The following is a 13,073-nucleotide window of genomic DNA, read 5'->3' on the forward strand; positions in this document are numbered from 1 at the left end:
GAGTCGGGTTGATAGACTTGAATGCCATCGAAATGTGAGTATGAATATTCCACCGGAGATAACAGTTCAGATGACATCTGTGAACGGGATTGTTGGAGAGATAATAATCGATGTATATGGCATGCTGATGTAGCCAATAAGCCATATGATGAATTAAAGGAAGCGAGGAAAGATGGCCCAGAGAGGCTTGATGGTGCTATTTTCCGTGGTGTCGATAGCGGCCCAATCAACAATTCTATAGCGAGACTATCGCGAAAGGGAGAGTTATCGGAAACTGAGTCCTATATTGGAAACTCGCCTATTGATTTCTCTGGTTGCTCTCTTAACAATTCGAAGTTTGTAGACTGCCGAATGAAATCAACAATATTTGATAATTCAGACTTATCCAATTCAGAATTCTTAGATTCCAATCTGCATTCGTCATTTTTTACTGATGCAATTTTGAATGGGGCCATATTCAGAAGCTCATTGTTTGATGGCTCTGAATTTGACAATTCGCAATTGAGGTTCAGTACTATGGCTAAATCTCATTTTCATAGAGCAAATTTCAATGGCTCTAATTTAACTGGAATGTCTATTGAGGATTCGCATATAGCTCGCTCAAATATTATCGACTGTGATCTGGAGGGTGCAAATATCTCAGAAACTACTGCATATGGAATAGTCCTAGAAAATACTGTCATTATCGGTGTTAGAATATACAATTCAGATTTCAAGCGTAGTCGGTTTGAGTGTGTGTCTGGTGAACGTATTGAAATTATTGAATCTAACTTCCCCTACTCAGATATCCTAAATTGCAACTATGACTTATCCGAGTTAAGTAATGTGGATTTCACGGGTACAGATCTATCTAATACGCATTTCTTTGAGTCTGCGCTTGATTCTGTTGATTTATCTGGATCCTGTCTTGTGGATGTAGATTTTGAAAAAAGTAGACTGGAGGACATTCAAGTTGATAAGAAGACAGAATTTGGGAGTAGATGTCTTGCTGAAAAAGATGCTAATTCCGCCCTTTCCCAGAGTTCTCTTATTAATAAACTCCTGCGGAAGATCCCCCCGGCCTATATAATTTATAATAGGAATGGCACCCATCGACCTGTTTCAGATTTGGAAAAGGCGATACATATTTATGGAGAGTATCAGCGTATTTTGCGGGAAAATGCCCTCTATGAAGAAATCCGCGAATATAGGGTCCGAGAAAAAGATGCTTGGAGAAAAAAGTCTATTCTGGAGGGTGATTTCACAAACTGGAATATACTAGCTCTGGGTAGGTGGTCGTCGAAGTATGGAGAAAGCCCATATAGGGTTATTGGTATATCTTCTCTATCAATTTTGCTTTTTACTGTTCTCTATGGAATAGCTGGTGGTGTTAGAATAGACAGTAGTGGTCGTTCGCATGTAGCTACGTTACATTTTCCGGATCAGATTCCCCCAACATCAGATTATGTTACGGAAGTTTTACACTTGATCTATTTTAGCTCTACTACATTTAGCACATTAGGATATGGTGATATTGAGCCGACAACGATTCTAATCCGGTTATTAGCAGCGTTTCAATCTCTTTTAGGTGCCTTGTTAGTGGCTCTTCTATTATTCTGTTTTTCAAACAGAATAACCCGCTAGTTATTCATCTGTATTAATTGTCTCCGAAACGTCGACGTCCTCGGGTTCGTCCTGCCCCCCGACGATCAGCTCGCCGTCATCGGTCTCGACGTAGACGTCGTCGGCGAACCCGCCCTCGGCGTGGGGATGGTCGGGGTCGTCGAGCCGTTCGGGGGTCGACGGTGCCGCGGGCAGTCCCTCCGGCGGGGCGAACTGGCCCAGCGGCTCGTCGATGGTCACGTCCCAGCGCTCGAAGAACTCGCCGTAGCGGTCGTAATGGGCCTCGAGTTCGTCGGCCGGAAACTCCATCATCTCGGTCCAGCCGTGGTTGTAGAAGTCGAAGTTGGCCTGGATATGGGTGATCTCGCGGGCCTCGGCCTCGGAGTACCCCTCCTGGAGCGCCCGCAGGTAGGTGTCCATCGTCGCGTCGAAGAGACCGTCGAGGTGGGCTTTCCGTTCCTCGGCGCGGGCCGGGTCGGCCTTCCCGGTGAAGATCTTGGTGTGGAGTCGAACCAGCCCCGAGTTGGCGACCGAGCGGATCCCGGGCGTCTCGAGGGCCTTGCGATAGGCGAAGTGTTTCGCGTTCTGTCGCAGTTTCATGCCCGACGGTTGGGGGGATATCCTAAAGAACGGTTCGGACAACACTGTTAGGGTCCGCGATCGTCGGCGATGCCAGCAATCGTTGCATGCTCGAGAAATGGTGCCGGATGGCTCGAGATCGGTAAACTCTGGTGAATATATTCGGCGTTCAGTTTACGCTCGTAGTGTCAAACACTGTCGTCCGGCAAAATAGACGAGATAGCAACCCACTTTAACCCGGATTACGAACCATCGGGATATGACTCAGTACGTCATCATCGGTGACGGGATCTCGGGCAGTTCGGCCGCCGAGACCCTCCGGGAAGAGGACCCGGACGCGAAGATTACCGTCATCACCGATGAGGGGGAGCCACTGTATAACCGGATTCTCATCAAGGAACACGCGAAGGGCAAACTCCCCGAAGCCCCGATCTCGATCCACGACGAGGACTGGTACGAGGACCGCGACATCGACCTCTCGCTCAATACCCACGTCACGAGCGTCGACACGGAGGGGAAGGTCGTCCACACTCACGACAGCGGGGAGATCCCCTACGACAAGCTGCTCGTGGCGACCGGCGGAACGCCGACCCAACTGCCCGTCGAGAACAGCGACGCCGACGGAATCCATCACTTCTGGACCTTCGAGGACGCTCGCGGGATCCGCAACCACGCCGACGAGGCCGACAGGGGCGTCATCGTCGGCGCGGGCCTGCTCGGGATCGACTTCGCCGCGGTCTGTGGCGCACAGGGGATCGACGCCGACTACCTGATGCGCGGTGATCGCTGGTGGCGCTACGCCCTCTCGGCCGAGGGTGCCGAGATCATGCACGAGGGCATGCGCAGCGTCGGTGTCGAGCCGGTCTTCGATAGCGGCGTCGACCACTTCGAGGTCGACGACGACGGCCGTGTCACCGCCGCGGTCGACCCCAACGGCGACCGCTACGAGTGTGACTTCGCCGGCGTCGCTATCGGCCTGTCGTTCAACACCGAGTTCCTCCGCGGGGCCGGCATCGAGCAGGACAACGGGATCGTCGTCGACGAGTACATGCAGACCAACGTCGACGACGTCTATGCGGCCGGCGACCTCACGCAGTTCCACGACGTCCTGCTGGGCGAGCAGGCCCAGAACGGCTCGTGGGGCTCGGCCAAGGAACAGGGTCGGGTCGCCGCCATCAACATGGCCGCCGACGCCGAGGAAGAGGGCTTCCAGTGGGTTTCGTCGTACTCCATTACGCACTTCGACTTCCCGTTCCTCTCTTTCGGTCATCCGACACGCGGCGACGAACACGCCGAGCGCAAATACAGCGACACCGAGTGGCGACGCATCGCCTTCAAGGACGGCAAGATCGTCGGCGGCGTCCTCATCGGCGACCTCTCGCCCCAGAGCAAGTTCAAACAGCTGATGCGCGAACAGCGCGTCGTCGCCGATCAGGCCGAGGTCCTTCTCGAGCAATCGGTCGACCTCGACGACCTCGCCCCCGCACAGGAGCAGTAGCGGCCACCTCCGTTTTCCGATCCGTTCGCGGCGCTTTTCCGACGAATCGAACCGAGAGACCGGCGTCTCCGCGACGACGAACTGTTCTCCCGTCTCGCCGCCGCCACTGCCGGAAGCGGAACGCTTAACACAGATGAGTACATTTGGTAACAATGAACATGGCGACCAGTGAACTCCAGTCCCGATCAGTACGTCCCGAGTCCGCTGCTGTGCGACTCGAGCGAGTCCCGTCCGTGCCGGCGGACGCGACAGTCCGTCACGTCGATCAGTTCGAGACGGAGACGCTGGACGCCATCTATCGCGCCGTCACCGAGGACCGCCCCGTTTCGGCCGCCGAGACCGACCTCGAGCCGGGCGAGGTGATCGTCTTCACGGACTACTTCCGCGTCGAACGGGTCTGAGCCGCCAGGGCTCCGTCTCCTTCCCGGGGGCGGTATCGAAGTCGTTTTCCCGTGTGCGCGCTTTCGATGACGCATGAACGGCGACAGCGACATGACACTGGCGTTCGAACTCGAGGCGCTCAAGGAACTCGCCTCGCCCGAGCGCGTGTTCGAAGACGCCAGAGGGTGGACCGAGTACATCGGCGTCGTCTCCGAGAAACCGACCTACGTCGTCACGAACTTCACCCGAAAGAACCGCATCCGTCAGGACTTCTTCTCCGGGCCCCGTGGCAAAGCCGAGAGCCTCGAGGGCGTCAAAGACCAGTTCGACACCGGACGCTACGTCTACGTCGGAGCCAGCGAGGAGGACGAACAGTTGGCCGAGGAGGTCGACTGGGAGTATCTGGCGGTCGAAGACGCCGCCGACGCGGCCGACTGGATCATCGCCTCGAGCGCCGAGGACGACGACGACGAGGCCGAAGAGGTCCGCGACGACTGGCCCTGAGACCGTCGCAGCGACGGCCGGTCCCGTTCCGGGGGAGCCGCGTCGTCCCTGTGTAACCGCATTCGGGACCGACCGCGGCCCCGGCGCACGTGCCCCGTGCCGTGAGTTGCCGTCGTAGCCGACTCCGCGGAAAGACGCTAATCCTTATCGTAGTGGCCGTCCACGAAGCCGTATGCAGACTGTACAACCGCGAGCACGCAGTTCGTCGGCGGTCGGGAGGCTCGGCCATGGCCGCGATTGAACTCGAGGGACTGACCAAGCGGTTCGGGGACGTCGTCGCCGTCGACGGACTCGATCTGACCGTCGAGGAGGGCGAAATATTCGGTTTTCTCGGCCCGAACGGCGCGGGGAAGTCGACGACGATCGACATCCTGCTCGACTTCACTCGACCGACCGGCGGGACCGCGTCCGTGCTGGGTCACGACGCCCAGTCGGAGGGGTTGGCCGTCCGGCAGCGAACCGGTGTGCTTCCGGACGCCTACCACGTCTACGACCGACTTAGCGGTCGCCGGCACGTCGAGTTCGCGATCGAGATGAAAGGCGTCGACGACGATCCCGACGCCCTGCTCGAGCGGGTCCGGGTCGCCGACGCGGCCGACCGCCCCGCCGGCGGCTACTCCAAGGGGATGCGCCAGCGGCTGGTGTTGGCGATGGCGCTGGCCGGCGATCCCGACCTGCTCGTCCTCGACGAGCCCTCGACCGGACTCGACCCGAACGGCGCTCGGGAAATGCGCGAGATCATCCGCGAGGAGAACGCTCGCGGGACGACCGTCTTCTTCTCGAGTCACATCATGGAACAGGTCGAAGCGGTCTGTGACCGCGTCGCGATCATCGATCGGGGCCGGCTCGTCGCCGTCGACACCATCGACGGCCTCCGGGACGCGACCGAGACCGGCGAGACGCTGTACGTGTACGTCACGGCGCTCGATGAGGGTGTTCTCGAGCGCGTGCGTGGCCTCGACGGCGTCGGGCGAGCGGCGATCGACGAAGGCCGGTTGCGGGTGACCGTCGACGGCGTCTCGAAGTTCGCCGTGTTGCACGCGATCGACGAGATCGCGCCGGTACAGGACTTCTCGGTCGTCGAGTCGTCGCTCGAGGACCTGTTCGTTCGGTACACGACCGAAAAACAGGAGGTCGAGGCGTGAGCTGGGTCGCAGTCGCGAAGAAGGACTTCCGGGATGCCGTCCAGTCGCGCGCGCTGTGGGCGCTCGTGACCGTCTTCGTGGTCCTGTCGATCGCCTCGACGTACGCCTACGTCGAAGCGCCCGCGTTGCTTGGCTCGACGACGGCGGCGACGTTCGGCGGCTTGCTGCTCTTCACGGTCGGTCTCGTCGGCCTCTTCGTCCCGTTGGCCGCGATCGTCGTCTGCTACAAGTCCCTCGCCGGGGAGCGCGAACTCGGGAGCATCAAGCTCCTGCTTTCACTGCCGACCACGCGTCGGCGGGTCTTCGTCGGGAAGGTCGTCGGCCGTGCCGCCGTCCTCGCGTTCGGGCTGGGCGTCGGCCTCCTCGTCGGTCTCGGGGTCGGTGCGGCACTGCTCGGTGACCTCGACGCCGCCGCGGCACTGCTTTTCGTCCTCATCACGCTGGCGTTTGCGGCCGTCTACGCGACGATCGTCGTCGGCATCTCGGCGGCGACCGGCTCGACGTCCCGGGCGACGACGCTGGCACTTGGCTTCTTCGTCGTCTTCGAACTGCTCTGGGACGTGATCCCGATGGGGATCCTCTACGTCCTCGAGGGCTTTACGATCCCGTCGACGATGCCGGACTGGCTGTACCCCCTGTTGCAGCTGTCGCCCTCGTCGGCGTATCTCTCGACCGTCGTCGCCCTGCTGCCCGATCTCGCGGACGCGGCCGAGCCGGCCCAGGCGGGAGCCGGCGTCGATGTCGCGGCCGACGCAGCCGAGCCGTTCTACGCGAGCCCCGAGATCGGCGTCCTCGTTTTGCTCGCGTGGGTCCTCGTGTCGCTGGTGATCGGCCTCGTCCTGTTCGACGGGACCGACCTCTGATCGTCGCCCTTAAGCCCGCTCCGGCCGAACGGCGGGCAATGGCAGGCCCCGGCGCTGCAGGTGCGGACGGCGGCGATCGGCTCGAGTTACCCTGCGGGGAACACCTCGACCCCCACGAGATCGATCTGGGGATGCGCGAGTACGACTGTCCCTGCGGGGACAGCCACGCGGTCGTCACGGACGTCCACCCGCCCTCTCGGTTCTTTCCCGAATCGCTGGTGACGGTCCTGCGGGAGACGATCGACACCGACGACGAGTTCGAGGAGTTCGGCACCCCCCACTTGCTGGGGGTCGTTCTGGAGGAGTTCCCCGAGGCGGTCGTCGTCCACGACGCCAGCGACGACGGTGCGGTCGGCTACACGCTCGTCTGGATCACCGACTTCGACGCCCGCCGACTCCACGAGGTCGTCGTCGAACTCGTCGTCGAACTCATGGAACACGCGATCAGCCACGCCGACGACGACGCCGCCGTCTCCGAGTTCGAGTCCCAGATGCTCGAGTTCGACGTCGAGGCCTTCGTCGAGCAGTACCGGCAGGAACGGGAGTTCGAGAGCGAACACGACCGCGCGCTGTAGGCCGCCCGCCTTGGCGTCTACTCCTCGAACGAAACGGCCAGCCGGAGCCCGCCCGCGTCGCTTTCCTCGACCGCAATCGACCAGCCGTGGGCCTCGATCGCCTCGGAGACGATCGCCAGCCCGAAGCCGGTCCCGTCCGGATCGGTGCTGTAGCCGGACTCGAGGATGTCCGTACGTTCGGCTGGCGGGACGCCGGGACCGTCGTCGGCGATCGCGAACCCGTCGGCAGTCCGCTCGACCGTGACCGTCACGTCCTCGCCGACGTGTTCGCGGGCGTTGCGGAAGGCGTTCTCGAAGCAGACGAGCAGCCGCTCCGGATCGGCCTCGACCGTCGGGAGCGAGTCCGCGTGGACGAGGTCGAGGTCGGGATCGACGGTCCGGTGTGCCCGCTCGACGATCTCGTCGAGATCGACCGCGTCCGTCTCCGTCAGGTGCTGGCCGCTCCGGGCCAGTGTGAGAACGTTCTCGATGAGCGTGTTCATCCGTTCGAGCGCCCAGTCGATCTCCTCGCGGTAGCGTTCACCCTCGCTATCGACGTGGGCCTCGAGGTTCTCGAGGTGGCCCGCCGCGAGGGTCAGCGGGTTCCGCAGGTCGTGGGAGACGGTGCTGGCGAAGGCGTCCAGGCGATCGTTCTGGCGCTCGAGTTCGGCCGTGCGTGCGGCGAGTTCGGCCTCGCGACGGGCCCGCTCGAGGGCGGCCTCGACGTTGGCCGCGAGGATGCGCGCGAGGGTGACCGTCTCGGCGTCGAAATCGTTGGGCGTCGTCGAACCGGCGATGAAGATCCCCGCGTCGCCCAGCGGGATGTGGATCTCGCTCCGCATCGGCGTCTCGGGGTTGCGAACGTTATCGGCACGGCGGACGTCGCCGTGGACGAGCGTTTCCCCGGCCGTGAAGGCGTCCCAGGCGATGCTGTCGGGGCCGAGTGCTGGCACCGTCCCGAGCAGGGCTTCCGTCTCGTCGGTCGCCGCGGCCGGGACGAGAACGCCGTGTTCGTCCCGTCGTTCGCTGGGGCGGCCGGTCCCTGCGCTCGCGTCGGTAGCCGACGCGGATCGGATCGTCGGCCGCTCCTCGTACAGGTGGACGGCGTTGAGTTCGAGCGACAGCGCATCGCGGGCGATCTCGGTCGCGACGCGAGCGACCTCGTCGGTGCGTTCGGCCGCCATCAGGCGACGGGTACCCTCGTGGAGGCGGTGGATGCGTCGCTCGCGCTCCTTGCGATCGCTGATGTCGCGGATCACGCCGACGCTGCCGGTGAACGTCCCGCCTTCGTCGACCAGCGGCGCGACGTTGTTCTCGACGAGCAACGGGTCGCCGTCGACGGGCTCGAACTGCATCTCGTAGGTCTCCCACGTCCGATCCTCGTCGGCAAGGATCTCACGGAGGGTCGCCGTCGCCCGTTCGACGTCCTCGTCGGGCATGTAGGCGCTCGGGTGATCCCCGACGAGGTCCGAACGCGTCGTTCCGAGGACGGCTGCCATCGCTTCGTTGACCATCTCGATCCGCCCGTCCGCGTCGAGGACGAACATCGGATCGCCGACGGTATCGACGAGCGTCCGATACCGCTCGAGGTCACGCTCCCGGCGCTTCTGTGCGGCGATGTCGGTGTAGATCGCGTACTCGTGGATCTCGTCGCCGAGATCGACGGCGAACACGCGAAGCAGGAACTCCCGGGGCCCCTCCGCCGTCACCCGCTCGTCGATGGTGGTCACGCTCCCGCCGGGACCGCTTTCCCCGTAGGCGTCGATCGGCTCCGAGCCGTCGGGGACGAGCCGATCCTCGATCGTCGTTCCGACCAGCGTCTCCCGGTCGTACCCGAACATCTCCTCGAACGCCGGATTGACGTCGAGAATTCGATTGCCGTCGTCACGAACCGTCAACACGACCGGATCGGGGATGTTCTCGAACAGCGAGCGAAACCGGCCCCGCTCGGTTTCGACGGCCCCGTCCGACCGGGGACCGATCGCCGTCTCGTCGCGTCCCGCCTCCTCGATGGCCCGTCGGATCTGTGCGAGCAATCGCTCGAGCGAATCCTCGCGACCTCTCGGAACGTAGCCGGCCAGTCCGGCCCCGATGGCGTCGCTCGCGAGCAGTTCGTCGCCGTCGCCGGTGTAGAGGACGAACGGGACGGGCGGCTCCTCGCCGGCCGTGATCCGGTCGTACAGCGTCACCGCGCTCGTCCCGCCGAGGTCGCGTTCGGTGACGACACAGGTGCGCTCGGACGCCCCCGCGAGCGCGTCGCGGAGCGCGGTCGGCGTCGCAACGGGGACGACCGTGAGTGTGTTCGCTGCCGACTCGAGGGCGTCGACCGTCCGTCGTCGGCGTTCGGGGGATGGATCGGCGTAGATAATGGTCGTCGGTCGAGAGAACTGATCCGAGCCGGCCCTAACCATCTGATTGCTCCGAAGCAAGGAAACGGGCCGTGATAAGAAATTCGGCCGACATATATGGGTATGACCGCGGATAACGGGAACGGCACGGGGGATCGAATTACGCACGTAATTCACGTTTAACCGGCGGAGATCGGTCGTCGAAACCCGAAACCGGTGTCTCCGGCACCCGTCCGACGCCGTGGGTTCGAATTTCGAAAATCGATTTCGAGATTCGTACTGTATCGTGGGGCTTATTACGATGTGCGAACTCCGATTCGACAAGACAAATGAGTACGGACACCGCCACCGACGCCGAGACGGGCGACGGCCGCACGATCCTGTTGATCGGCAGCGGCCCGATCCAGATCGGACAGGCCGCCGAATTCGACTACTCGGGCGCACAGGCCTGCCGGGCGCTCCAGGAAGAGGGCGCTCGCGTCGTCCTCGTCAACTCGAATCCGGCGACGATCATGACCGACCCGGAGATGGCCGACGAGGTCTACATCGAGCCGATCACCACCGACGCCATCGCCGAGATCATCCGCAAGGAAAACCCCGACGGCGTCATCGCCGGGCTGGGCGGCCAGACCGGTCTGAACGTCACCGCCGAACTCGCCGAGGAGGGCGTCTTAGAGGAGTACGACGTCGAGATCATGGGGACGCCGCTGGATACGATCTACGCGACCGAAGACCGCGACCTCTTCCGCCAGCGCATGGAGAAGATCGGCGAGCCGGTTCCCGCCTCGACCACCATCTCGCTCGAGGAGGACGAAGAAGTCTCGGAGATGACCGAGGCCGACCTGAAAGAGCGCGTCGAGGCCGCCGTCGACGAGGTCGGCGGACTGCCGGTCATCGCCCGCACGACCTACACGCTGGGGGGCTCCGGCTCCGGTGTCGTCCACGAGATGGACGAACTGCTGCGCCGCGTCCGCAAGGGCCTGCGTCTCTCCCGGAACAGCGAGGTCCTCATCACGGAGTCCATCGCCGGCTGGGTCGAGTACGAGTACGAAGTGATGCGCGACGCCGACGACTCCTGTATCATCATCTGTAATATGGAGAACATCGACCCGATGGGCATCCACACCGGGGAGTCGACGGTCGTCACGCCGTCCCAGATCGTCCCCGACGAGGGCCACCAGGAGATGCGCTCGGCGGCGCTCGACGTCATCCGCGAACTCGGTATCCAAGGTGGGTGTAACATCCAGTTCGCCTGGCACGACGACGGCACCCCCGGCGGCGAGTATCGCGTCGTCGAGGTCAACCCCCGTGTCTCCCGTTCCTCCGCACTCGCGTCGAAGGCGACCGGCTACCCGATCGCCCGCGTCACCGCGAAGGTCGCCCTGGGCAAGCGCCTCCATGAAATCGACAACGAGATCACCGGCGAAACGACGGCGGCGTTCGAGCCCGCGATCGACTACGTCGTCACCAAGGTGCCACGGTGGCCCAAAGACAAGTTCGACGACGTCGACTTCGAGCTGACGACGGCGATGAAGTCGACCGGCGAGGCGATGGCCATCGGCCGCAGCTTCGAGGAGAGCCTCCTGAAGGCGCTTCGCTCCTCGGAGTACGAACCCGACGTCGACTGGGAGGAAGTCTCGGACGCGGAACTCGAGGAACACTACCTCGAGCGTCCCTCGCCCGACCGCCCCTACGCCATGTTCGAGGCGTTCGAACGCGGCTACACCGTCGACGAGGTCGTCGACCTGACGGGCATCTTCGAGTGGTACACCGAACGCTACAAGAACATCGCCGACTCGACGCTGGCGGCCCAGGAGGGCGACTTCACCGAGGCCGCCATCGCCGGCCACACCAACGCGACGATCGCCTCGGCCGCCGGTGCGGACGTCGACACCGTCGAAACCGAGGTCCCCGGCCGCACCTACAAACAGGTCGACACCTGCGCCGGCGAGTTCGAGGCCGAGACGCCGTACTACTACTCCGCGCGCAAGTCCGAGTTCGAGTCCGGCCCGCTGCTGGGCGACGCCGCCGCGGGCGAACTCGAGGTCGATCGCGACATCGAGAGCGTGATCGTCGTCGGCGGCGGCCCGATCCGCATCGGACAGGGCGTCGAATTCGACTACTGTTCGGTCCACGCCGTCCGCGCCCTGCGCGAACTCGGCATCGACGCCTACGTCGTCAACAACAACCCCGAGACGGTCTCGACCGACTACGACACCTCCGACGGGCTGTTCTTCGAGCCCATCACCGCCGAAGAGGTCGCCGACGTCGCCGAGGCGACCGGTGCCGACGGCGTGATGGTCCAGTTCGGCGGCCAGACTTCCGTCAACATCGGCGAACCCCTCGAGGACGAACTCAACCGTCGCGATCTCGACTGCGAGGTCATGGGCACCTCCGTTGAGGCGATGGACCTCGCGGAGGACCGCGACCGCTTCAACCTCCTGATGGAGGAGATGGGTATCTCCCAGCCCGACGGTGGCACCGCCTTCTCGGAGGAGGAGGCGCTGGAACTGGCCCACGACATCGGCTACCCCGTCCTCGTGCGCCCCTCCTACGTGCTGGGCGGCCGCGCGATGGACGTCGTCTACAACGACGACGAACTCGAGACCTACATCGAGGAGGCGGTCCGCGTCGCACCCGACAAGCCGATCCTCGTGGACGACTTCCTCGAGGACGCGGTCGAACTCGATGTCGACGCCGTCTCGGACGGCCGCAACGTCATCATCGGCGGTATCATGGAACACGTCGAGAGCGCCGGCGTCCACTCCGGCGACTCCGCGTGTATGATCCCGCCCCGCTCGCTCGAGGAAGACACGCTCGAACGCGTCCGCGAGGTCACCGAAGACATCGCCGAGGCGCTCAAGACCAAAGGCCTGCTGAACGTCCAGCTCGCGGTTCGTGACGGCGAAGTCTACGTGCTGGAAGCGAACCCACGCTCCTCGCGTACCGTGCCCTTCGTCTCGAAGGCGACCGGCGTCCCGATCGCCAAACTCGCCGCGAAGGTCATGGCCGGCGAGACGCTCTCGAGCCTCGAGGCCGACGAGCAGATCCCCGAACACACCTCGATCAAGGAGGTCGTCCTGCCGTTCGACCGCCTGCCGGGTTCGGACCCGCGTCTCGGTCCGGAGATGAAATCCACCGGCGAGGTCATGGGCACGGCAAGCGACTTCGGCACGGCTTACTGGAAGTCCCAGCAGGCGGCCGGCAACGCCGTCAGCGAGGGGACCGCCGTCGTCGACTTAGACGTCGACGGCTTCGAGACCCACTTCGATGTCGCCGAGTTCGACGACGTGCCGGCGGCCATCCGCGAGGGCGAGGTCGACTTCGTCGTCAGCCGCGATCGCGACTCGCTCGAGATGGCCGTTGAAGAGGAGATCCCCTACCTCTCGACGGTCGCCAGCGCCGAGGCCTACGTCGAAGCGCTCGACGAGTTCGACGGCGATCTCGAGGTGGCGTCGGTCACCGAGCGGCCGAAGCGCGCCGCGAAGTGGGGCACGTCGCAGTAACGCCCTACTCGGCGTCTCTTTCTGACGCGGTGTGCTTGCTTTCCGGACCAGCCAAGCGCATCGGTGCTGTCGCCTCGTGTCTCCTTCAGCGGA

The 13,073-nt window shown here is 63.0% G+C and carries 10 protein-coding genes; 8 read left to right on the forward strand and 2 right to left on the reverse strand.

Features of this window, described 5'->3' with window-relative positions:
* The first annotated feature begins 21 nt into the window (after window positions 1-21).
* Complete coding sequence (locus tag NP511_RS13110) at window positions 22-1,623, forward strand: pentapeptide repeat-containing protein (RefSeq protein ID WP_084158284.1); 1,602 nt, start codon at window positions 22-24, stop codon at window positions 1,621-1,623.
* On the opposite strand, the gene NP511_RS13115 is transcribed toward NP511_RS13110, so the two are convergent.
* Window positions 1,624-2,202, reverse strand: coding sequence for a DUF6149 family protein (locus NP511_RS13115; RefSeq protein ID WP_049965853.1), 579 nt, complete (start codon window positions 2,200-2,202; stop codon window positions 1,624-1,626). It lies immediately after the preceding gene.
* A 238-nt stretch (window positions 2,203-2,440) separates the two neighbouring features.
* Here NP511_RS13115 and NP511_RS13120 point away from each other — a divergent pair, with 238 nt between their 5' ends.
* From NP511_RS13120 to NP511_RS13145, 6 genes are all read left to right on the forward strand, one after another.
* Window positions 2,441-3,679, forward strand: coding sequence for an NAD(P)/FAD-dependent oxidoreductase (locus tag NP511_RS13120; RefSeq protein ID WP_049965854.1), 1,239 nt, complete (start codon window positions 2,441-2,443; stop codon window positions 3,677-3,679).
* A gap of 152 nt (window positions 3,680-3,831) precedes the next feature.
* Window positions 3,832-4,080, forward strand: a complete 249-nt coding sequence (locus NP511_RS13125; RefSeq protein ID WP_006647798.1) for a hypothetical protein — start codon at window positions 3,832-3,834, stop codon at window positions 4,078-4,080.
* A gap of 73 nt (window positions 4,081-4,153) precedes the next feature.
* Window positions 4,154-4,564 (forward strand): DUF7124 domain-containing protein, encoded by a 411-nt coding sequence (locus tag NP511_RS13130; RefSeq protein WP_049965855.1) that lies wholly within the window; start codon window positions 4,154-4,156, stop codon window positions 4,562-4,564.
* Between the two features lie 227 nt (window positions 4,565-4,791).
* Window positions 4,792-5,709 (forward strand): ABC transporter ATP-binding protein, encoded by a 918-nt coding sequence (locus tag NP511_RS13135; protein ID WP_049965856.1) that lies wholly within the window; start codon window positions 4,792-4,794, stop codon window positions 5,707-5,709.
* On the forward strand, window positions 5,706-6,572 hold the full coding sequence (locus tag NP511_RS13140; RefSeq protein ID WP_049965857.1) for an ABC transporter permease: 867 nt from the start codon (window positions 5,706-5,708) through the stop codon (window positions 6,570-6,572). The genes NP511_RS13135 and NP511_RS13140 overlap by 4 nt, the downstream gene beginning before the upstream one ends.
* Window positions 6,573-6,610: 38 nt before the next feature.
* Entirely contained in the window at window positions 6,611-7,147 is a 537-nt protein-coding gene (locus NP511_RS13145; RefSeq protein WP_049965858.1) for a DUF5815 family protein, read from the forward strand.
* A gap of 17 nt (window positions 7,148-7,164) precedes the next feature.
* Here NP511_RS13145 and NP511_RS13150 read toward each other — a convergent pair whose 3' ends face one another.
* On the reverse strand, window positions 7,165-9,537 hold the full coding sequence (locus NP511_RS13150) for a PAS domain S-box protein (protein ID WP_049965860.1): 2,373 nt from the start codon (window positions 9,535-9,537) through the stop codon (window positions 7,165-7,167).
* Between the two features lie 266 nt (window positions 9,538-9,803).
* On the opposite strand from NP511_RS13150, the gene carB reads away from it, so the two are divergent.
* Window positions 9,804-12,980 (forward strand): carbamoyl-phosphate synthase large subunit, encoded by a 3,177-nt coding sequence (carB, locus tag NP511_RS13155; RefSeq protein ID WP_049965861.1) that lies wholly within the window; start codon window positions 9,804-9,806, stop codon window positions 12,978-12,980.
* Window positions 12,981-13,073: the final 93 nt, after the last annotated feature.

The organism is Natrinema thermotolerans (genome assembly GCF_031165565.1).
GTDB lineage: Archaea > Halobacteriota > Halobacteria > Halobacteriales > Natrialbaceae > Natrinema > Natrinema thermotolerans.